18 protein-coding genes and 2 pseudogenes are annotated in these 21,295 nt (G+C 68.7%); 8 read left to right on the top strand and 12 right to left on the bottom strand.

The features are described from left to right. The 11 genes and pseudogenes from ACP56T_RS10885 to ACP56T_RS10935 all read right to left on the bottom strand — a co-directional run. On the bottom strand, nt 1-1,080 hold the full coding sequence (locus tag ACP56T_RS10885) for an HD-GYP domain-containing protein (protein ID WP_430912131.1): 1,080 nt from the start codon (nt 1,078-1,080) through the stop codon (nt 1-3). 14 nt (nt 1,081-1,094) lie between these two features. Beyond that, nucleotides 1,095-1,640, bottom strand: coding sequence for a protein phosphatase CheZ (locus ACP56T_RS10890; protein WP_430912132.1), 546 nt, complete (start codon nt 1,638-1,640; stop codon nt 1,095-1,097). Between the two features lie 457 nt (nt 1,641-2,097). Next, nucleotides 2,098-2,430, bottom strand: a complete 333-nt coding sequence (locus ACP56T_RS10895) for a four-helix bundle copper-binding protein (RefSeq protein WP_430912133.1) — start codon at nt 2,428-2,430, stop codon at nt 2,098-2,100. Between the two features lie 334 nt (nt 2,431-2,764). After that, a complete protein-coding gene (locus ACP56T_RS10900) occupies nt 2,765-3,850 on the bottom strand; it encodes a multidrug ABC transporter ATPase (protein ID WP_430912134.1) in 1,086 nt (361 codons plus the stop codon). A gap of 479 nt (nt 3,851-4,329) precedes the next feature. Then, nucleotides 4,330-4,563: a hypothetical protein gene (locus ACP56T_RS10905; protein ID WP_430912135.1), complete on the bottom strand. Its 234-nt coding sequence runs from the start codon at nt 4,561-4,563 to the stop codon at nt 4,330-4,332. A 199-nt stretch (nt 4,564-4,762) separates the two neighbouring features. Beyond that, nucleotides 4,763-5,152 (bottom strand): CopM family metallochaperone, encoded by a 390-nt coding sequence (copM, locus tag ACP56T_RS10910; protein WP_430912136.1) that lies wholly within the window; start codon nt 5,150-5,152, stop codon nt 4,763-4,765. A 28-nt stretch (nt 5,153-5,180) separates the two neighbouring features. Beyond that, nucleotides 5,181-5,549: a hypothetical protein gene (locus ACP56T_RS10915; RefSeq protein WP_430912137.1), complete on the bottom strand. Its 369-nt coding sequence runs from the start codon at nt 5,547-5,549 to the stop codon at nt 5,181-5,183. 37 nt (nt 5,550-5,586) lie between these two features. Beyond that, nucleotides 5,587-8,724, bottom strand: coding sequence for an efflux RND transporter permease subunit (locus ACP56T_RS10920; RefSeq protein ID WP_430912138.1), 3,138 nt, complete (start codon nt 8,722-8,724; stop codon nt 5,587-5,589). 13 nt (nt 8,725-8,737) lie between these two features. Next, the gene (locus ACP56T_RS10925; protein ID WP_430912280.1) at nt 8,738-10,477 is read right to left on the bottom strand and encodes an efflux RND transporter periplasmic adaptor subunit; all 1,740 of its coding nucleotides are present in this window, start codon (nt 10,475-10,477) and stop codon (nt 8,738-8,740) included. Nucleotides 10,478-10,565: 88 nt separating this feature from the next. Further along, a complete protein-coding gene (locus ACP56T_RS10930) occupies nt 10,566-10,985 on the bottom strand; it encodes a hypothetical protein (RefSeq protein WP_430912139.1) in 420 nt (139 codons plus the stop codon). Nucleotides 10,986-11,525: 540 nt separating this feature from the next. Beyond that, nucleotides 11,526-11,645, bottom strand: a pseudogene (locus tag ACP56T_RS10935) (MerR family DNA-binding transcriptional regulator); the annotation flags it as partial. Nucleotides 11,646-11,774: 129 nt separating this feature from the next. Between ACP56T_RS10935 and ACP56T_RS10940 the strand changes: the two are divergent. From ACP56T_RS10940 to ACP56T_RS10960, 5 genes and pseudogenes are all read left to right on the top strand, one after another. Next, nucleotides 11,775-12,481: pseudogene (locus ACP56T_RS10940) on the top strand (cation efflux transmembrane domain-containing protein). 7 nt (nt 12,482-12,488) lie between these two features. Continuing rightward, nucleotides 12,489-13,091 carry a ZIP family metal transporter gene (locus tag ACP56T_RS10945; RefSeq protein WP_430912140.1) on the top strand — a complete coding sequence of 201 codons (603 nt, stop codon included), beginning with the start codon at nt 12,489-12,491 and terminating at the stop codon, nt 13,089-13,091. A gap of 15 nt (nt 13,092-13,106) precedes the next feature. Then, nucleotides 13,107-13,853 (top strand): response regulator transcription factor, encoded by a 747-nt coding sequence (locus tag ACP56T_RS10950; RefSeq protein ID WP_430912141.1) that lies wholly within the window; start codon nt 13,107-13,109, stop codon nt 13,851-13,853. Further along, nucleotides 13,850-15,181, top strand: a complete 1,332-nt coding sequence (locus tag ACP56T_RS10955; protein ID WP_430912142.1) for an ATP-binding protein — start codon at nt 13,850-13,852, stop codon at nt 15,179-15,181. The genes ACP56T_RS10950 and ACP56T_RS10955 overlap by 4 nt, the downstream gene beginning before the upstream one ends. Nucleotides 15,182-15,277: 96 nt before the next feature. Continuing rightward, on the top strand, nt 15,278-15,541 hold the full coding sequence (locus ACP56T_RS10960) for a hypothetical protein (protein WP_430912143.1): 264 nt from the start codon (nt 15,278-15,280) through the stop codon (nt 15,539-15,541). Between the two features lie 224 nt (nt 15,542-15,765). Here the strand turns inward: ACP56T_RS10960 and ACP56T_RS10965 are convergent, their stop codons facing one another. Next, nucleotides 15,766-16,002, bottom strand: coding sequence for a hypothetical protein (locus ACP56T_RS10965; protein ID WP_430912144.1), 237 nt, complete (start codon nt 16,000-16,002; stop codon nt 15,766-15,768). A gap of 172 nt (nt 16,003-16,174) precedes the next feature. On the opposite strand from ACP56T_RS10965, the gene ACP56T_RS10970 reads away from it, so the two are divergent. From ACP56T_RS10970 to ACP56T_RS10980, 3 genes are all read left to right on the top strand, one after another. Then, nucleotides 16,175-16,555, top strand: a complete 381-nt coding sequence (locus ACP56T_RS10970; protein WP_430912145.1) for a hypothetical protein — start codon at nt 16,175-16,177, stop codon at nt 16,553-16,555. A gap of 130 nt (nt 16,556-16,685) precedes the next feature. Beyond that, nucleotides 16,686-18,035, top strand: coding sequence for an efflux RND transporter periplasmic adaptor subunit (locus ACP56T_RS10975; protein WP_430912146.1), 1,350 nt, complete (start codon nt 16,686-16,688; stop codon nt 18,033-18,035). Between the two features lie 11 nt (nt 18,036-18,046). Next, complete coding sequence (locus tag ACP56T_RS10980) at nt 18,047-21,295, top strand: efflux RND transporter permease subunit (RefSeq protein ID WP_430912147.1); 3,249 nt, start codon at nt 18,047-18,049, stop codon at nt 21,293-21,295.

The raw sequence follows: 21,295 nt of genomic DNA on the forward strand, positions 1-21,295 counted from the left end.
TCACGCGTCGCAGGGGAAGCGGGGGATGAAGGCTGCGGCGACGGGCCGGAAGGCGCCCACCACGGCCGGGTCGAGGCGCCCCGCCATGCCGTCCAGGATCGCGAAGGCTTTCTCGCTCGGCATCGGCGCCTTGTAGGACCGGCGCTCGATCAGGGCCGCGTAGATGTCGCAGACGGTCACGAGACGCACCAGGTCGGGGATCGCGTCTCCCGCGAGCCTGTCGGGATAGCCGGAACCGTCGAGCATCTCGTGATGGGAGCGCACGACTGCGAGCATCTCCGGCTCGAAGCCCTGGTCGACGAGCATGCGGTGCCCCTCCTCCGGATGCAGGCGGACCAGCGCCATCTCGGCCTCGTCGAGTTTGCCCGGCTTGTTGAGGATGGCGGCCGGGACGTGGATCTTGCCGACGTCGTGCAGCAGGGCCGCCTTGGTCAGCCGGTGGCACTCAAGGTCGCCCAGCCCGAGACTCGCCGCGAATGCGGCGGCCAAGCCTGCGACGAGCAGGCAGTGCTGGTGGGTGGCGTCGTCGAACCGGTGCACGGCCCGGACCCAGTCGCGGATACCGGTGTCGTGGATCGCGCGCCCGATGAAGTCGGTTCCGGTGTCGACGACGCTGGGGTTGATCGGCCGGTCCGGCACGAACGCCGTGGTAAAGAACGCGCGAGCCTCCGCGGCCGTCTGCACCGCGCAGGCCGGCAAGGGCGCCTCGCCCTCGTGGGGCAGCGCCGTCGGCGTCGCGTGCGCTGCGCCCACCATCTCCCGCACCAAGGTCATGTCGAAGGGCGCGCAGACCGTCTGCGTCGCGCCGAGCGCGATCGCCGCCATGCGGGCCCGCTGGCTGTTCTGGTGCAGCAGGACGACGAGGGGGGCGCCGCGCCGCGTGTGCGCCAGGAACCGCCGCAGGCGTTCGAACGAGCCCGAGCCGAGGTCGTGGATGTCGGCGACGAGCGCGGAGGCCGGACCGGCCGGAGTTTCGCCGCCGTAGAGGTCGTGGATTTCGCAGGGCAACTCGCCAGCGAGTTCCTGCGCCCGGCCTCTGCTGCGTCCGACATCGTCCGTGATCAGAAGGATCCGGTCCATCCGGCGCTCCGACCTTAAGGGAACATCGCGTCGACGGCGTCCTGCGAGACGGTGGCCTCGCCGGGCAGGACTGGGCCGTTCAACAGGGCCTCCTCTTCGGTGCGCCTGTCCGCGACCGGCTTCGCGGGCGCTCCGCCGGCACCGGACCAAAGGCGCAGCATCTCGCCGACGCGCTCCTCGACGAGGACGATGGTGCGCACGACCTTGGAGATCCGCTGCCCCGTGAGATCCTGGAAGTTGCAGGCCTCGAAGATGGTCTGCATCTGCGTCTGGATGGCCTGCGCGTCGGCACGGGTCGCCCCATCCCGGGATTGCTTCGCGATCCCGCGAGCGAGACTGTCGACGGTCTCCGAGGCCGTGAGGATGGTATTGGTGGCCTGCTCGGTGCCGTGGACGACGGCGTGCAACTCGTCGCAGGCGCGACTCGCCTCCTGCTCGTGCCGGAGGTCGGCGATCTCCTGCCGGGTCCGGGCGATCGCCTCCGAGAGAGAGATCAGATGGCGCTGCAGGAGGGCATGCCCCTCTTCGACGGATACGGAGTTCAACGGGCTGAAGGCCATGGGTCCAGCGGCTTTTAGTGTTCGATGCGAATGAGCGTAGCCGGCTCATATGAATCGAACCTAAAACGGCATTACAGACGCGATAAGGCGCTTCGATACATTTTGGGCGCGCTGTAATTTAATAGCGATACGCGATGTATACAAAATATCTGTTGGATCGCTGGGGGAACGATGGGAATGTGCTTTAAATTTCGGCGTTCCGAGCATCGATGGCGGAGCTCGAGGTCTCTTGGAGCTGCTTTCATATGGCCCGTGCCAGCTATCCGACGCGCACCGTGGCAGGAACGCGTACAGCGTGTGTCGCCACGTAGCGCCCGTGTGCAACACACGGGCGCTACGTGCCATCGTGCTCGGAGGGCGTCGATTTTAGCTGGCTACGACCGCGGCGGCGAGTACACGGCGATGATGTACCCCCAGACCCCTCGCCCGATAGGAACCCGAGTCTGTATCCGTAATGCTATGCAGCCATCCTCTCACAGCTATCGGCGCACCTGCGGCACGCTTCGACGCAGCTCTGCATATCGCCGATGCGCTCGCAGTCATCCGCGCATTGGCGGCAGATCTCGGCACACTCACGACAGGTATGCTTGTGGTGCTCAGTGCCGATCAACATGAAGTGAGCTGATGTCCGACAGATCTCAGAGCAGGCCATCATGAGCTTGAAATGATTGGGCTCAATGTGCTTGCCGCCGGCCACCAAGCAGTGATTCATGGCCATCGACAGGCACTCGCTGTAGCAAGCCAAGCAGTTGTCGATGCATGCTTTCATTTCAGAAGAATTCTGGTGCATTGGACGCTCCCTATCTTGTGTTCACTTAAGTTCGCGCCATTACCATCGCGAAAGGTTCTAATGATGTAAAGGTTTTAGCGATGTACGGCCGCACAGCAAATCAAACCTTGTGATGCGCTCGTTGTTCCAATAGGGGTCGAAAGCCCCTCCCGAACGCGTTTGCCGGCTGTTCTGCATGACGTTTCTCATCGGTCGGCGGGCCGGACGGCCGTCCTATTCGAGCGGGCGATCGGGATGACTCGACGGCCTCGAAGCTCTGCCATGGCCCATGCCGATGGCACACCTCGGCCATTTTGGGCCGGTTGAGGATCGTAGGTACCGAGGACCGGCACTCCTACACCACCCCACAGGACACGACCGCTTGCCCTTCCACGATGAGATATCCACCGATCAGGAACAAGAAGAAAGGCGTCAGATTGGAGGTGTAGTTGTACAGGCCCTTCATGCGACTTTTGAGTTCGTTAATCGCGATACGAAGGCGTTCGAGTACCTCGGCCTGGTGGATCCGGCTTCGGAGGGGGCTCCTTTCTCTACCCTCGGGGTTGGAGCACAACACCGCCGGAAGCGCCTTCGTATAAGGAGCCGTCAGCATGGCACCGAGCGCGTGCGTTGCGTGGACACGCTCGCGGACCGTCGCGTTCAGCCGCCTCTGCAACCGCGGCAGCAATGTGAGTTGGACGGGAAGCATGACGAGCGCGGCTACGGCGAGCGCAGCGTTCTGCAGGAGAAGAAAGGCGATGCTGATCAGAAAGGCTCCTCCCTGAAGGAGCGGGACGGCGACGAGACCGCCGCCGAAATAGCCGATCGCCTCCACCTCCTGCACGGCGACTGCCGCCAGCGTCGCTCGCTCCGCCTCCGACTGTACGTGCCGGGCACGCCGAACGACGGCGAGGCGGAGCCTGCGGACGAGGCGCTCGTTGGCGAGGCCGCGGACGTGGTTGGTCGCATACTTGATCAACCCGTTGAAGGTCAGGACCGCAAGGTAGCTCGCGCACAGTGCGAGCAGCAGTTCCAAGCGCCGGAGTTCAAGGCCGAGGAACGGCAGGGCGGTGTCACCGCGCCAAACGGAGTCGGCAAGCGCATGGTTGATGATGTGCTTCGGGATCTCCAGCAGCAGCCAAGCGGCAGGCAGCGTCAGTAGGCAAAGGATGGCCACCCGCACTTGGTAACGCAACGTGGTACGCAGGACGAACATCTCGAGCGGCCAGCGAGCGGTCGGTCGCCCCAAGCCGGTTGCGGAGATCCTTCCCCACCACTCCTGCGTCCGTCTGAGGATGAAACGACCGAGGATCCAGGCAGACCAGAAGGGGGCGACGACGAGCATCAAACCGGCGCCGAGGTCGAGCCACCAATGATCGACTGGATAATCTGTGCCTGCGATACTGTGAAACAGAGCATGCAAGAAATTGATCGTATCCATCCGCTCCTGGCTCTTCGGCACGATTGCATTTACAATGAAACAAAATTTGTCAAAATCAACACTGCCTCGACAATAAAGAGTGCGTCAGTGCATGTCCCAACTCTGTTCGTCCCACCCATCGGTTTAGGTCTGTAGACGCTGCAGGATCCAGTCAACGCACCAACCTTACGCCAGCGCGATGAACGGCTCGACACGGTACCGATAGGCCCGTAGCGCGTGGGCAGACCCTCACAGGACACGCCCGCGCAGGATCCACAGCATGCCGCTCACGATCCGGCTGTGATCTTCCGCCGTCCACGCCGTCTCAGGTTCCCAGGCCGGCAGCAGCGGGCGATCTAATCCTGCTGCGCATCCGTCAGTTCAAAGCGTTCGCGTCCTGTCCTACACGGTACCGGTCACCCAGCCTGTGAAACCCTTTTCAGAACTGCCCTGAACCCGGGTGGCGGCATACGGCCGCCACTCGGGTCCAGCGTGCCGGCCTAGTGCTTGCTGCCGTCGCCGTGACCGTGAGGCTTGGACGAATGGCCGCGCGCGGCGTCATCGGCAGCGCTCTTGGGATGATCGGGACCATGAGCCGGGCCGCCGGCGGTGTTGCCGCGGTTGGGCGTCGTCTGCGTCTGCTGCTCGGCGTTGGCATTGCCCGCGTCGGTGGCAAGGGCGGGCACGGCGGCCAGGCTCGACAGCATGGCGATGGTCAGGAGGGTCGATTTCATGGCTCTCGTCCTTTCGTTCTCGTTGGAGGGTCCGGGCTGCCCTGGTTCGGCAACCCTTCTTTCAGCGGCGGCATTTGGTCGTGCCGCCGTGAATGTATGGAACTGCCCGGAATTCAGGCGCCTGAAGCGGCTCTACCCCAAGTTCACGCGTCAATTTGTTGAGCAGTTCATGAAAATTGACATGCTGTACTTGCAGCATTCATTTGCCGCGTTGCTTGAGCCAAGCCTGCATCTGGGCGATCTCGCCTTCCTGGGCCTTGACGACCTCCTCGGCGAGCTTCCGGATTTCCGGATCCTTCGAGTGGAGCAGGGCCACCTTGGCCATGGCGATCGCGCCCGTATGGTGGGGGATCATGCCGCGCATAAAATCGACGTCGACGTCGTTCGTGTAGGAGATGTCCATGTCGCGGTGCATGGCGGCCGAGGCGTCGCGGAACGCCTTCGTGGCGGGGGTCTCGGTCTGGCCGGCCGCCGGAACCGGCTGATGGCCTGCGTGATCCATATGCTCGCGCGAGCTCTGCGCCACCGCGGCGCCGGCAAGACCGGCGACGAGCAATCCAGCGATCAGCATTGTCTTGTTGCGGGGCATGGGATTTCTCCAGGTACGGGTGGCGGGATCAGTTGAACTTGCCGCTGGCCGACGCTCCGTCGGGGGCGGTCAACTGCACGGCGCCCTTGGGTTTGGCGGGAAGCGCGACCTCGGCGTTGCCGGTCAGCTTGTTGCCGTCGCCCGGATTCAGCGCGATGCGCGCCGGCTTGCCGTTCGCGACCAGCGTCGCCGTGCCTTTGAAGCCGGCGGCCGGCACCGGCTGATCGCGGCTATCGAAAACGTAGACCTCGACAGCCCTGTCCTTGGCGACCAGCTCGACGTGGTACTTGCCCGCGTCGGTCACGCGGCCGCCGTTCCGGCCGGCGCTGTCGTGCGCGCATACGGGTGCGGCCACCATCAGCAGGCCGCCGATCAGCGCGGCTCTCCATGGAATCATCGGACTTCTCCTTCGTCGGGTTGCTCTCAGGGGATGTTCAGAACGCCTCGCGCGACCGCGCGCCGGCGGTGGCGGAGCCGTCCGGCTTTTGGGCGGCGCGCAGGCGCTCGAGGGGCTTCCGGCCGAAGCGCAGGAACAGGACCGGCGTCAGGAACGTGTCGAGCAGGGTCGCGCTGATCAGGCCGCCGAAGATCGTCACCGCGACCGGGTGCAGGATCTCCTTGCCCGGCGCGGCCGCGTCGTAGAGCAGCGGCACGAGCGCGACGCCGGCGGACAGCGCGGTCATCAGCACCGGCGTCAGCCGCTCCAGGCTGCCGCGCACGACGAGGTCGCGGCCGAACGGCACGTCCTCGTGGAGCGACAGGTTGAGGTAGTGGCTGATCTTCAGGATGCCGTTGCGCGCGGCGATCCCGGTCAACGTGATGAAGCCGACCATCGAGGCCACCGACAACGGCTGGCCGGTCCACCACAGCGCCACCGCGCTGCCGATCAGCGCGAGCGGCACGTTGCCCATGATGATGAGCGCCAGCGCCGCGGAGCGGTACCGGCTGAACAGGATCATGAAGATCAGGGCCAACGACAGCGCCGAAAGCACCCCGATGGTCCGGCTGGCCTCCTCCTGCGCCCGGAAGGTGCCCTCCAGGCTCGTGAAGTAGCCCGGGGGCAGCTTCTCCTCGGCGATCGCCCGGCGCATCGCCGCGACGATCGTGGTCATGTCGCTCTCGCCGTTGGTGTTGGCCTGCACGACGATCCGCCGGCGCGAGTTCTCGCGCAGGATCTGGTTGGGGCCGTCCGTCTCGCGGATGTCGGCGACCTGCCGGGCCGGAACCCAGCCCGTCGGCGTCTCCAGCAGGAGATCGCCGAGCCCCCTGGTGGTGCGCTGGTCCTCGGCCAGACGGATCAGCACGTCGAACCGGCGGTAGCCGTCGACCACCGTCGAGACCACGCGGCCGTTGGACAGGCGGCTGATCTGGTCGACCACGGCCGCCGGCTGCACGCCGTAGAGTGCGGCGCGGGCGTAGTCGACGCGCACATCCAGCTGCGGGATGCGGACCTGCTTCTCGATCTGCAGGTCGGCGAGACCCGGAATGCTCCGGAACCGCTCCTGCAGGCCGTTCGCGAGGCGGCGCAGCTGGTCCAGGTCCTCGCCGAAGATCTTGAGGGCGATCTCGGCGCGCACGCCTGACAGCATGTGGTCGAGCCGGTGCGAGATCGGCTGGCCGACGTTGACCGACACCGGCAACTGCTTGAGGCGCTGGCGGATATCCTCGACCAGCGCGTCCTTGGACCGTTCGCGGCCCGCCTTCAGCTCCACCTCGAGATCGGACGAATGGACGCCCTCGGCATGCTCGTCGAGCTCGGCGCGGCCGGTGCGCCGGCCGACCGCCGACACCCCGGGGACCTGCAGCAGCAGCTTCTCGGCGATCAGGCCGACCCGGTTGCTCTCGGCCAGCGAGATGCCCGGGTTGAACGTCATGTTGACGGTGAAGCTGCCCTCGTTGAACGGCGGCAGGAACGCGCGGGGCAGGTTCCAGGCGGTGACGCCGGCGGCGAGCACCGCGACCGCCACCGTGCCGATGAGCAGCCGCTGGTGGCGGAAGGCGACGGCGAGCAGCGCGGCGTTGCCGCGCTTGAGCGCCTTGAGAAACCGGCTGTCGTGCTCTTCGAGGTTCTTCAGGCCCGGTAGCAGCCAGTAGGCGAGCACGGGCGTCAGCGTGATCGAGGTGATCAGGCTGGCCAGGATCGAGATGATGTAGGCTTGCCCGAGCGGGGCGAACAGCCGCCCCTCGATGCCCGACAGCGCGAACAGCGGCACGAAGACCAGGATGATGATCAGCGTCGCGTAGACGATGCCGGAGCGCACCTCGCTGGAGGCCTCGACCACCACCTCGAAAGTGCTCTTCGGATTGCCGGCCTTCCGGTTCTCGCCGAGCCGCCGGAAGATGTTCTCGACGTCGACCACGGCATCGTCGACCAGTTCCCCGATCGCGATCGCGAGCCCGCCGAGCGTCATCGTGTTGATCGACAGGCCGGCGAAGTGGAACACCACCGCCGTGGTCAGGATCGAGACCGGGATGGCGAGCAGCGAGATCGCCGTGGTCCGCACGTTCAGCAGAAACGCGAACAGCACCACCGCGACCACCAGCATGGCCTCGACGAGCACGCGCTCGACGTTGCCGATCGACGTCTCGATGAAGTCGGCCTGCCGGAACAGGATCCGGTCGGCCTTGATGCCGTCCGGCAGGCTGGCGGTGATCTCCTTCAGCGCCTGCTCGATGTCGCGGGTCAGTCCGACCGTATCGATCCCGGGCTGCTTCTCGACGGAGACGACGACCGAGGGCTGGCCCATGTAGCCGCCGTCCCCGCGCTTGACCTTGGCGGCGAAGGACACGTCCGCGATCTGGCGCAGGTACACCGGCGCGCCGCCGACATTGGCGACGACGATGCTGCGCAGGTCGTCCAGGCTCATCGTCCGGCCGATGTTCCGGATCAGGTACTCGCGAGCGTACTGGTCGGTGAAGCCGCCGCCGGCATTGGTGCCGAAGGACTGCAGGGCCGTTTCCAGCTGGGCGTTGCCGACGCCGAGCGCGCGCATGGCGGCTGGGTTCGGGCTGACGCGGAACTGGCGCACCTCGCCGCCGATCGGGATGACCTGTGCGACGCCCGGAATGGTCAGGAGCCGCGGACGGATGACGAAGTCGGCGGCCTCGCGCACCTCCATCGGGCCGGCTTGCTCGCCGGTCACGGCGACGAGCACGATCTGCCCCATGATCGAGGAGATCGGTCCCATCTGCGGGGTGACGTTCGGCGGCAGCTGGTCCTTCACCAGCGCGAGGCGCTCGCCGACCTGCTGGCGGTTGCGGTAGATGTCGGTGCCCCAGTCGAACTCGACGTAGACGATCGACAGGCCGACGCCGGCGACCGAGCGGACGCGGGTCACGCCCGGCAGGCCGTTCATGCGGGTTTCGATCGGGTAGCTGACCAGTTGCTCGACCTCCTGGGGCGCGTAGCCCTCCGCCTCGGTCATGATCGTGACCGTGGGCCTGTTGAGGTCGGGAAAGACGTCGACCGGCAGCTTGCCGGACGTGAACGCGCCGTAGAGCACCAGGACGCCGGCGATCGCGAGCACGACCAGACGGTTCCTGAGCGACTGGCTGACGAGGAAGGTGAACATCGCGCCGCCCTCCTCAGCGAACCTGGTCGAGGAGTTCGGCGCCCTGGACGACCACGCGCCTGCCAGGGCCGATGCCGCCGGCGATCAGCACGCGGTTGCCGTCCAGCGGTTCGATGCGGACCTGGCGGGCCTCGTAGCGCTCGGCGCCGACGTGCTCGTAGACGACGTCCTGGCCGTTGCCGGTGCGCACGACCGCGGCGCGCGGCAGGGCGAGGCCGGACAGCCGGCCCTCGGTATTGGCCAGCACCGTCAGGAACTGCCCGACGCGCAGGCCCGACGCGTCGCCCTCGATCGCGAACTGCACCGGGATGGCCTGGTTGCGGTCGGCGAGGCCCGACCCCTGATAGGTCAGCGCGAAGGTCCGGCCGTCGGGCAGCCGCGCCGTGGCGTGCTGGCCTGCGGTCAATGCGTCGAAGCTGAGAGCCTCGATCCAGAGATTGGTCGGCTCGACGATCCGGAAGACCATCTGACCGGCATTGGCCATCTGGCCGGCCGTGGCGGACGCCTCGGCGATCATGCCGGCGACCGGCGCGATCAGCGGTTCGGGTTCGAGACGGATGCTGTCGAGCGCCGCGCGGCGGTCCTGCAGGCCCTTGAGCTCGTCGCGGGCTTCGTCGAGTTGGACCTGGGCGACGGCGCCGGTGGTCGCGAGCTTCGCGTAGCGCTCGACGCGGCGCTGGACGATCGCGGTCTGCTGGTCGAGTTCGCCCTGCCGCTGGCGCATGTCGGAGACATCGACCCGCGCCACGGGCGGGGTGACGTAGGCGAGGATGTCGCCTTTCCTCACCGGCGTGCCGAGCCGGGGAAAGAGCCCCGAAGCGGGCGGCGACAACCGACCGCCGACCGAGGACTGGACCACGCCGCTGGCGTTGGGATTGGGGACGACACGCCCCGGCAGACCGATCGTTCTGTCGAACGTGCCGGTCTCCGTCATGACCGTGCGCAGTTCTAGAAGGCGCTGGGCCGGCTTCGGCACGAACACCGCGCCGTCGGACAGGCGCTGGGCCAGATCGGTGCCGCCCGAGCCCGGCTGGATCAACGCTGCCGGAGTGGCGACCTCCTTGTGGTCCTCGCCGTCGTGCGCGAACGCCTTGGCGCCGAACAGGACGATCGCCGCGACCGCCAACAACGCGAGAGCCGGTACGTGCCGACGCCTGCTGCGCGCCAGCATCATCACGACGAGGCCGAGCAGGAAGCTGACGGTGGCGACGCCGATCAGTACCGGGTCCTGCCGCGCCAGACGGTCGGCGAGGTCGCGGGTCGCGACGGGCAGCGCGTTCCGTACGGTGTCGCCCATCGCCTGGACGGAGCCGCTCGGGGGTGTGACGGCGAGGTCTGCACCGGGAACGGGGATGTCGAGCGCGACCGGCAGGACGTCGACGACGTCTCCGGCGGTCACCGTGACCACCACGTCGTAGTGGCCCGGCTTGCTCAGCCACGGAGCTGGCAGCCGGTAGCTGCGCTCGGTGGTCGGTGCGGCGGCTTTCGGGCCGTCCGGAGTGTCGACCTCCAGCGTCGCCCCGGAAACCGGTTCGCCGGTTCGGAAGCGGTCGAGGTAGAGCGTCAGCGTGCCGTCGCGGGGAATCGCGACCAGCTCGAACGCCTCGGTCGCGGCGTCGCCGCGCGGTGAGATGGTCTTCGAGACCGGCGTCGGGGGGGCGCCGTGGTCATGCCCGTCGTGGGCACGGGCAGGAACGGCCGCCGACGCGGCAGCCATCGCCACCACGAAGGCGGCGGCCAGACGTTTCGACATGGAAAGGGATCCTCGCGTCGGGAAGTCCGGACGCATGCCGCGAGTGCGGACGCAGTCCGGGCGTTGCGCGCCTCAGGCGCGCGTCACTTCACGCGAGGGTTCGTGGCGGCTCGGGGAGAGCTTCGGGGCCGATGCCCGCGAGGCGGGCGACGTCGTGCGGGATCAGCACGACGGGTCCGAGCAGCACGGGAGACAGTGCGGACGGCCCGGACAGGATGCCACTCGCGCAGCAGACCATGTCGCCGCAGCAGACGCCCTTGCAGGCACCGGATGGGCAGCAACCCGAACCACTTGCCTCCGGACGGAGGGACGCGGTGGACGACGCCGCGACCGGCGCGGCTTCAGGCAGTATGACCTCGGCAATCGGTGCGGCAGTCGCCACGATCACCGTGGGCTGGCCGTCGTGGGCGTGCCCCTGATGGGCCTGGACGGCGGACGGCGCGAGGTAGGCGACGATCGCGAGGATCGTCGCCGCCATCAGGCGCACGAACTGCCGGTCAAAACCCATGAAGCTCGATCTACACCGATTCCTGCGTCCGGACCATATCCGCGCTCGAGACGTGGATGAATGCGTCGACGTTTGGTTTCCATGGCGGTGTTCCGGCCACCTTGGCAAGCGGCTCGGCCGGGGGGTCGGCGACGCCGATGGTCTTGGGGATGCACTCGGCGGCTCGGCCGGTGTCGTCACGAGCTTCGCCCCGAGGTCGACGGCGATCCGGGCCGCAGGTTGGATCCGGGCGACGCGCGCGACGCCCTCGGCTCTACTGCGGTGACCCACTCCGTCTACTTGGTGGCGGAACATGACGCGCTCCCTCGGCCGCGTCACGCACGGATGGGGCTTCCAACGGTGACAAGGTCAATAGGGGTGGCGGTCGTTTCCTGCGAAGTCGACCGATCGAATTCCGGTGCCGAACTGTGGGCTGGGTGAAGCTGGGTCGCAGGCGGGCATCGGCCCCCAGGCCGGCAGCCCGGTCGAAGCACTTGCCCGCAGCACCGTTTCCCGACGCAAGCGCTGACGTTCGGGCTCTCGGCGTTCGTGGACGGCGATGCGGCGACCGCCCTCCGTCCGCGGCGGCGGCGGCGGCATCAGCCCGACCTGCTCGTAGTAGCGCACGGTCGGCACAAGCACGCCCGTGCGCCGCGACAACTCGCCGATCGGAAAATCCATTTCCGGCATTGCTCCTCTAGCCACTAGAGGAATTAGGACCCTTCCGACGCTCTTGGGAGGAGGGGATCGTGACCGACGATCGCTGCGGCACCGACCACGCCCATCACGCGTACGGGCCGACGCACGCCCATGCCGGGGAGTTGGCCGGCCGACGACGCCTGCGGCTGCTCCGGCGGCGTCCCAGTCTTCGACGGGGTCGACCCGCGCTACAAGCGCATCCTCTGGACGGTCATCGCCATCAACGGCGCGATGTTCATGACCGAGACGGTCGCCGGGCAGTTCGCCAGATCGCAGGCGCTGAAGGCCGACGCCCTCGACTTCTTGGCCGACACCGTCACCTACAGCCTCAGCCTCGCGGTCATCGGCGCATCCCTCCGAACCCGGGCGACGGCGGCGCTGGCCAAGGGCCTGTCGCTCAGCCTGATGGCGCTCTGGGTGTTCGGCTCGACCGCCTTCTAGATCCTCGTCCTCGGGGTGCCGAAGGCTGAGGTGATCGGCGTCATCGGCGTGCTGGCGCTCGCCGCCAACCTCGCATCGGGCCTGCTGCTGCGGCCCTACAAGGACGGCGACGCCAACGTGCGCTCGGTCTGGCTGTGCTCGCGCAACGACGCCATCGGCAACGTGGTGGTCATGGCGGCCGCGCTCGGCGTGTGGGGGACCTCGACCGCTTGGCCCGATCTCGCCGTCGCGGGGTGATGGCCGGCATCTTCCTGACCTCGTCCGTGCAGATCCTGCGGCAGGTGTGGCGGGAATACCGTGAGGATGGCGGCCAAGGCCATGCGTCCAGGGGCTTCGGCGGGACCGCCATCGGCGCCGGTCCGAGCGAGCCCGCCTGAGGCCGCGATGCAAGCCTGGGCCTACACGCTGATCCCGGCTGAGACGACCGTCGTCGGTGCCGCCGGCGAGATCCTGCCCAACCTGAAGCATGCGGGCTCTGCCGGGGCCATACTGATCGGCGGTGCCGTCGGTGTGGCGGCGATGCTCGGCGTTCGCATGCTGGAGCGGCGGGGGAAGGGGCCGGTCGGGCTGACGACCGTCACAGGCATCGACATCCTGGTGGACGGACTCGTTCTCGGGATCGCCTTCGCGACCGGCGCCAAGGCCGGCATCCTGTTGACGGTGGCCCTGACCGTTGAGGTGCTGTTCCTCGGCCTGACCGTGGCGAACGAACTCGGCGAGGGTGGCGCCTCAAAGCGCAGAGTGATCGCTACGACCACCGGCCTCGTCCTGCTGCTGCCGCTCGGAGCCCTGCTCCGCGGTCCGATCGGTAAGCTGCCTCTGGCTGTCCCGGGCGGGTTCCTCGCTTTCGGCCTGATCGCGCTCCTCTATCTCGTCACGGAGGAACTGCTCGTCGAGGCGCACGTGACCGAGGACCGCCCTTGGGTGACCGCGGTGTTCTTCACGGGCTTCCTGCTGCTGCTCCTCCTCGACGAGATGGTCGGCTAGGCTAAGGTTTCGAAGATGGCCCCACCCGCGGATGCGCCCGCGCTCCCCGAGACCGCCCACGTCCTGCTCGTCGAGGACGACGACGGCATGCGGGTGCTGGTCACGCGACTCCTTCGGGAGAGCGGCTACCGGGTGACGGGCTGTCGGAGCGGCGCCGAGATGTGGTCGCTGCTGCCGGAGACGCCGGTCGACCTCGTGCTGCTCGACGTCATGCTGCCCGGCGCCTCGGGCTTCGACCTGCTGCGGGCTCTGCGGGCCAAGGGCACCGTCCCCGTCATCATGCTGTCCGCCCGGAACGAGGAGGCGGATCGGGTGCTTGGGCTGGAACTCGGTGCGGATGACTACGTCGCCAAGCCGTTCGGGCGGCCGGAACTCCTGGCCCGCATCCGGGCGGTGCTGCGCCGGACCGCCATCGCGCCGGTCCCGGCCGCAGCGTCGCGGCCCGAAGCCCTGTCCTTCGCCGGCTGGCGGCTCGACCTCCGCAGCCGCGCCCTGACCGATCCCGAGGGCGCCGCGGTCGATCTGTCGGGGGCGGAGCACGACCTGCTCCTGGTCTTCCTGGAGCATCCCGGACGGGTGCTGGGGCGCGAGCAGATCCTGGAGATGAGCCGCGGGCGGCTCGCCGCGCCGTCCGACCGCAGCGTCGACACCCTGGTCAGCCGCCTGCGGCGCAAGCTCGAACCACCCGAGGGTGCCCAGCCCGTCATCAAGACGGTGCGCGGCTCCGGCTACATGCTGGCGGCCAAGGTCGAGCGGGCATGAAGGGCCTCCTCGGTCTCGCCCGCAGCCTGGAGGGGCGCACGGTCGCCGTCCTGCTGCTGGCGGTGCTGGCGGTCCACGGCGGCGCGCTGCTGCTGTACCGCCAGTCGGCGACGGCTGCGGCCAACGAGGCGTTCGCGACCGAGGTGGCCCGGCAGCTCGTCCTGGCGCGGGAGGCAGTGCTGCGCCGCCCGCCGGAGGAGCGCCGCACCGAGGCCAAGGCGCTCTCGTCCGCCCATTTCGAGATCGGCTGGGAGCGGGGGCCGTCCGCCGAGACCGGCAGGACCGACCCCGCGCTGCACGGCCTGCGCGACCGCGTCCTGGAGATCGAGCCCGTGCTCGGCCCGAATCTGGTGCTTGCCCTGGCGGAGCCGGACGAACCGCTGCATCAGCAGGATCTGCGCGGGGCCTTCCCGCTCCCAGACGACAGCTTCCTGACCTTCCGATCCGCCCACGCGCCCGGCCTCGTCCACCTCGCGCCCTGGGCGTACCTCGCCACCGCGATGGCCATCCTCGTCGGCGTCGCCGCCGTCGTGCTGGTGCATCGGATCGCCGGCCCGCTGCGGGAGCTCACGCATGCCACCGGCCGGATCGGGCACGGCACGGTCGTGCCGATACCGGAAGTCGGGCCGGACGAGACGCGTGGCATCGGCCGGGCGCTCAACGCGATGCAGGGGCGCATCCATCGCCTCGTCGCGGAGCGGACGCAGGCCCTGGCGGCGGTCTCGCACGACCTGCGCACGCCAATCGCCCGGCTCCGCCTGCGCCTGGACTGCATGGACGACGAGGGCGAACGGCGCGCCATGGCGGCCGACCTCGACGACATGCAGGCCATGGTCGATGCGACGCTGTCCTACCTGCGGGGCGACGCCGACCCGGAGGCACGCCAGGTCGTCAACGTGGTGAGCGTGCTGATGGGGATCGCCGACGCCTCCGCGGACGCAGGCCGCGAGGTGGAGTACGACGGACCCGGTCGGGCACTGGCTGCGGTACGTCCGGTCGCCTTCCGCCGGGCGGTCGAGAACCTCGTCGACAACGGCGTCCGCTACGGGACCCGGGTCCGGGTCGGCGTCGAGGTCGACGAGGCCGCCCTGGTGGTGCGCATCGACGACGACGGTCCCGGCATCGCGCCGGAGGACGTCGCCAGGGCCTTCGAGCCCTTCACCCGGCTGGAGGGGTCGCGCAACCGCAACACCGGCGGAACGGGTCTCGGCCTGACCATCGCCAAGCGGGCGGTCGAGGCGGAGGGCGGCACGCTCGCCCTGTCGAACCGTTCGGAGGGCGGCCTGCGGACGGAGATCCGGCTGCCCAGGGCGGGCGCCCGCGGCTGACACACTTCGTCACGAACGCGGCGACCGGCAGACAAACGGCGCGGCTATCTCACTCTCCGAAGTGGCCGCTGGGGCCGACGAACCGGAGACAGACCCATGAAGCGCATGCTCGCCGCCGCACTGACCGCCGCGATGCTGGCCGGGGCTGCAGCGCCCGCGCTTGCCGTCGATGGGCACGGCAACGCCGCGAACCCCGAGCGCGCCGTGCCGAACACCGGCAACGTCTCGGGCGGTCCTGCCCACCGCGACGATCCGCGGGTGCGCGAGGCGCAGGAGAAGGGTCCGGACGGCAAGCCCGCGCACCGCGAGGGCGACGGCCACGCCCACGGGCACAGCCACGACAAGCCCGGCAAAAAGTAGGGTCCTCGCGCAAGGAGAAGGGGAAGCGGAGGACGCCGGCATGCGGATGTTGCCCCTGCTCGTCGTCTTCGCGCTCCTGGCCGCCGGCATCGGCTACGCGTTCGCGGGCGCCCCTTGCGCGGATACGGTTCCCGGTGCGTTGGTGCCCCCTCACGCACCGTGGAAACGCCCGCCTCGACCCCGGTCGAGGCGGGCACCCATCATGATCCGCCGGACCGACGCGCTCAGTCGTCGAAGTCGTGATGGTGACGATGGTGGCGCTCGAACCTGGCGGGCCGGTCGTCGTACCAGCCGCCGTGATGGTGACGGCGCCGCACGACGAGGTCGTCGTGGTCGCCGTGGTGGTAGCGTCGGACCTCCTCGTGGTGATGCGGAGGCCCGTAGCCGTAGTATTGCGCGGATGCCGCGACCGGAACGAGTGCGGCGGCCGCGGCCGCCAGGACGGTGAGGTGACGTTTCATGGTGGCATGATCCCGATGCTGATCGCATCAGGCTGCGTCGGATGCCTTGAACCATGGCTGAAGGCGGCGTTCAGCGCATCGACGGCCGGGCCTCGTTTCACCATGGGCGACGCTTCCGCTTCCGGACGTGACCGCTTGTGGTTGAATCCTTGAATCGAGCATAAGGACAGCGATGCGAGCGGCGGGACGCCAGAGGGCCTTCGGGGCCGTGACGGGATGGTGGGCGACCGCCGCCCGCGCGCTCGCACTGGTCCTGGCGCTGGCCGTCGCCGCGCCGACCGCCGGCCTTGCGGAGGACTTCTCCTACCATCAGGACCACCCGGGCCACGACCGGACCGAGTTGGCGATGGTGTCCGACCTGTCGGCGGCCGAGACCCAGGCCGCAGACCCGGGGTTAGGTTGTCACATCCATTGCGGTTGCCACGTCGCCACCGCCCTGGACGAAACCGTGACCGCATTGCCGGCCGCGGCCTCCCGTCCGAGCTACGCCCCGGTCGCCGAGGCCGTCTCCTCGATCTTCCTCGACCGCCTGCCGCGTCCACCGCGCGCCTGAGGTGACGCCGCGAAAGCGCGCGCGTCCCGAACCCGGTGCCGATGCCCCGGGACCGCCCCCTCACGTCATCCAAGCGGGACCGACCATGACCGCCTTCCGGCGCGTCCGCGTCCCTGCCGAGCAGACCCCCATGCGCATTCTCCTGTCCGCGGTCCTCCTGGCCGCCGGCGTCGCCATTGGCGCCGCCGTTCCCGCCGTGTCCGACCTCGTGCGCGGCGGCCTTTCGGCCGCAGGCGTTCCGTCGTCGCTGTTCGCCTTCACCGCCGCGCCTGGGGCGCCGGAGCCGAAGGCCGAACATTCCGAGGGCGACGGCCACGCCCACGGCGGCCCGGCCGCCCCGAAGACGGAAGGCCACGCCCACGGCGAGCACGCCCATTCCGAGGCCGAGGGCGAGGAGGGTCACGTCAAGATGACCGCCGAGCAGATCGCGAACCAGGATATCAAGGTCGCCAAGGCCGAGGGGGGCACGCTCTCCCGGCACATCCTCGTGCCCGGCACGATCACGCCCGACACCGACCGGATCGCCCGGGTGCCGGCGCGGGTGGTCGGCACGGTCGCCGAGATGCGCAAGCGCCTGGGCGACGACGTGAAGAAGGGCGAGGTGGTGGCCGTGCTCGACAGCCGCGAGGTGGCCGACGCCAAGAGTGAATACCTCACCGCCTCGGTGAAGGCCGAGTTGGAGAAGACCAACTTCGACCGTCAGCAGGCCCTCTGGGACAAGCGCATCTCGGCCGAGAGCGCCTACCTGAACGCCAAGGCGGTCTACTCGGAAGCGACCCTCCGCCAGGATCTCGCGCGCCAGAAGCTGTCGGCGCTCGGCTTGAACGCAGCGGAGGTGGCGAAATTCGCCAAGCAGGACGAGACCACCCCGAACGCCTCGACCCTGCGCCAGTACGAACTGCGCTCGCCGCTCTCCGGGCGGATCGTCGAGCGCAAGGTCGACGTCGGCACCGCGGTGGGCAAGGAGGGCGACCCGTCCGACGTCTACACGGTAGCGGACCTCTCGACCGTCTGGATCGAGCTCTCGGTGCCGACTTCCGAGCTCGCCAAGGTCAAGGAAGGCGCCGCCGTCGCCGTCACGCCGAGCCAGGAGGGCGGCGAGCGCCACGAGCGGGGCAAGGTCGTCTTCGTCAGTCCGCTCCTCAACGCCGACACCCGCGCCGCGCGCGTCGTCGTCGCGCTGCCGAACAAGGACATGGCCTGGCGCCCGGGCACCTACGTCAACGCCGAGGTCGAGATCGCCCGGGACCGAGTCCCGGTCGTGGTGCCGAAGGCGGCGCTGCAGACCGTCGAGGGCAAGCGCGTCGTCTTCGTGCGCACCGAGGAGGGCTTCGAGAAGCGCGAGGTCGGATTGGGGCGCTCCGACGACGACGCCTTCGAAGTCGTCGCCGACCTGAAGCCCGGCGAGGAGATCGCCGTTGGCAACACCTTCCTGCTGAAGGCCGAGCTCGGAAAGAGCGAAGCCGACCACGCCCATTGAGGAGACGGGACATGATCTCGAGGATCCTCGACTTCTCGGTCCACCAGCGCTGGCTCGTCCTGCTGCTGTCGCTGCTGGCCGCCGGCTTCGGCGGCTACGCGGTGACGAAGCTGCCCATCGACGCCGTCCCGGACATCACCAACAACCAGGTGCAGATCAACACGACCGCGCCCTCGCTGTCGCCCGTCGACATCGAGAAGCAGGTCACCTACCCGGTCGAGACCGCGCTGGCCGGCATCAAGGGGCTGGAATACACGCGCTCGCTCTCGCGCAACGGCTTCTCGCAGGTCACCGCGGTCTTCGACGAGCGGCTCGACATCTACTTCGCGCGCCAGCAGGTGGCCGAGCGCCTCGCCCAGGCGAAAAAGGACCTGCCGCCGGGCGCGGAGCCGGCCATGGGACCGATCTCGACCGGGCTCGGCGAGATCTACATGTGGTCGATCCACTACGCGAAGCCGGGCGAGCGCAAGGTCTCGGAGGCCGGCAAGCCGGGCTGGCAGCCCGACGGCAGCTACCTGACGCCCGAGGGCCAGCGCCTCCGAACGGAGCTGGAGCAGACCGCCTACCTGCGCACCGTCCAGGACTGGATCATCCGGCCGCAGGTCAAGACCGTGCCGGGCGTGGCCGGGGTCGACGGCATCGGCGGCTTCGAGAAGCAGTACCACGTCCAGCCGGATCCGACGAAGCTCGCCTCCCTCGACCTGTCCTTCGGCGACGTCGGCCGGGCGCTCGACGCCAACAACGCCAACCAGGGCGCGCGCTACCTGGAGGACAACGGCGAGGGCTACGTCGTGCGCGCGGCCGGCCGGCTGGAGGGCATGGACGATATCGGGGCCGTGGTGGTCGCCACCCGCGGCGGCGTGCCGGTACGGATCAGGGACATCGCCGAGGTGCGCATCGGCAAGGACCTGCGCACGGGATCGGGCTCCGAGGACGGGCAGGAGGTCGTGGTCGGCACGGCCCTGATGCTGATCGGCGAGAACAGCCGCACGGTCGCGGCCGCCGTCGACGCCCGCATGGCGCAGATCCGCAAGTCGCTTCCGCCGGGCGTCGAGGTTCAGACCGTGCTCGACCGGACCCGCCTCGTCGAGGCGACCGTGAAGACGGTGGCCAAGAACCTGTCCGAGGGCGCAGGCCTCGTCATCGTCATCCTGTTCCTGCTGCTCGGCAACATCCGGGCGGCCATCATCACGGCGCTGGTCATCCCGGTCGCCATGCTGATGACCATGACCGGCATGGTCGAGGCCAAGATCTCTGCCAACCTGATGTCGCTCGGCGCCCTCGACTTCGGCCTCATCGTCGACGGTGCCGTCATCATCACGGAGAACGCGCTCAGACACCTCGCCGAGAAGCAGCACGAACTCGGCAGGAAGCTCGACACCGAGGAACGCCTGCAGACGGTCCGCGCCTCGGCCGAGGAGATGATCAAGCCGTCCCTCTACGGGCAGGCCATCATCATCCTGGTCTACGTGCCGCTCCTGACCTTCACCGGGGTCGAGGGCAAGATGTTCCAGCCGATGGCGATGACGGTCATCATCGCGCTGGTGGCGGCCTTCGTGCTGTCGCTGACCTTCGTGCCGGCCCTCATCGCCATCGTCATCACCGGCAAGGTCACCGAGAAGGACAACCTCATCATCCGGGCGCTGAAGGCGGCCTACCGGCCCGTGCTCGGCGCGGCGGTGCGGGCGCCCTTCGCGTTCGTCGGCGGGGCCTTGCTGCTCCTCGTCGGGGCCGGCGCGCTGTTCACCCGCCTCGGCACGGAGTTCATTCCGCAACTCGACGAGAAGAGCATCGCGCTCAACGCGACGCGCATCCCCTCGACCTCGCTGACCCAGTCCCAGGCGATGCAGCTCAACGTCGAGAAGGCCGTCTCGCGGTTCCCGCAGGTCGCCTACGTCTTCTCGAAGACCGGCACGGCGGAGGTCGCCTCCGACCCGATGCCGCCGAACTCCTCGGACACCTTCGTCATCCTCAAACCCCAGGAGGAGTGGCCCGATCCGAGCCTGTCGAAGGCCGAGTTGCAGGAGCAGATCGAGAAGGCGGTCGGGCAGCTCGCCGGCAACGTCTACGAGTTCTCGCAGCCGATCCAGCTGCGCTTCAACGAGCTCCTGGCCGGCAGCCGCGGCGACCTCGCCGTGAAGGTGTTCGGCGAGGAGTTCGAGCCGATGCTCAAAGCGGCCAACCAAGTCGCGGCGGTGCTGAAAGGCATCGACGGCGCCGAGGATGTGAAGGTCGAGCAGACGGCCGGCCTGCCGTTCCTGGAGATCGAGATCAACAAGGCCGAGGCCGCCCGCTACGGGCTGAGCACCGGCGCGATCCAGGAGGTCATCGGCGCGGCCATCGGCGGCCGGGAATCCGGGGTCGTGTTCGAGGGGGATCGCCGCTTTCCCATCGTCGTGCGCCTGACCGACAAGGTGCGCGAGGACCGCGAGGCGCTGGAGAACATTCCGGTGCCGCTGCCGCCGGGTCCGAACGGGCGGGCGTCCTCGGTGCTGCTCAAGCAGGTGGCGTCCTTCAGCGTCGCCGAGGGGCCGAACCAGATCTCGCGCGAGAACGGCAAGCGTCGGGTGGTGGTGACCGCCAACGTGCGCGGCCGCGACATCGGCTCCCTGGTCGCCGAGGCGCAGGCCAAGGTCGCGAGCGGGGTCCAGCTTCCCTCCGGCTACTACGTGACCTGGGGCGGCCAGTTCGAGAACCTCGCCTCGGCCAAAAAGCGGCTGCTGGTGGTGGTGCCGGTCTGCTTCTTCCTGATCTTCCTGCTGCTCTACTCGGCGCTGGGCTCGCCCCGGGACGCACTTCTCGTGTTCAGCGCGGTTCCGCTGGCCCTCACGGGCGGCATCGCGGCCCTCTGGCTTCGGGACATGCCGATCTCGGTGCCGGCGGCGGTCGGGTTCATCGCCCTCTCGGGCGTGGCGGTGCTCAACGGTCTCGTCATGCTGACCTTCATCAAGCAACTCGTCGCCGAGGGGCGGCCGAAGCGCGAGGCCATCCTGGAGGGGGCCATGACCCGGCTGCGGCCGGTGGCGATGACGGCGCTGGTCGCCTCGCTCGGCTTCGTGCCGATGGCGGTCGCGACCGAGACCGGTGCCGAGATCCAGCGGCCGCTCGCCACCGTGGTCATCGGCGGCCTGATCAGCGCCACCCTGCTGACGCTGGTGGTGCTGCCGGCCCTGTACGCCCGGTTCGGCAAGGTGGCACCCGCGAAGGCGACCGCGCGGCTGCCGGAGACCGCGCCGCGGCAGCTCAAGGCGGCGGAGTAG

Origin of the sequence: Methylobacterium endophyticum (assembly GCF_050591105.1) — a bacterium.
Lineage (GTDB): Bacteria > Pseudomonadota > Alphaproteobacteria > Rhizobiales > Beijerinckiaceae > Methylobacterium.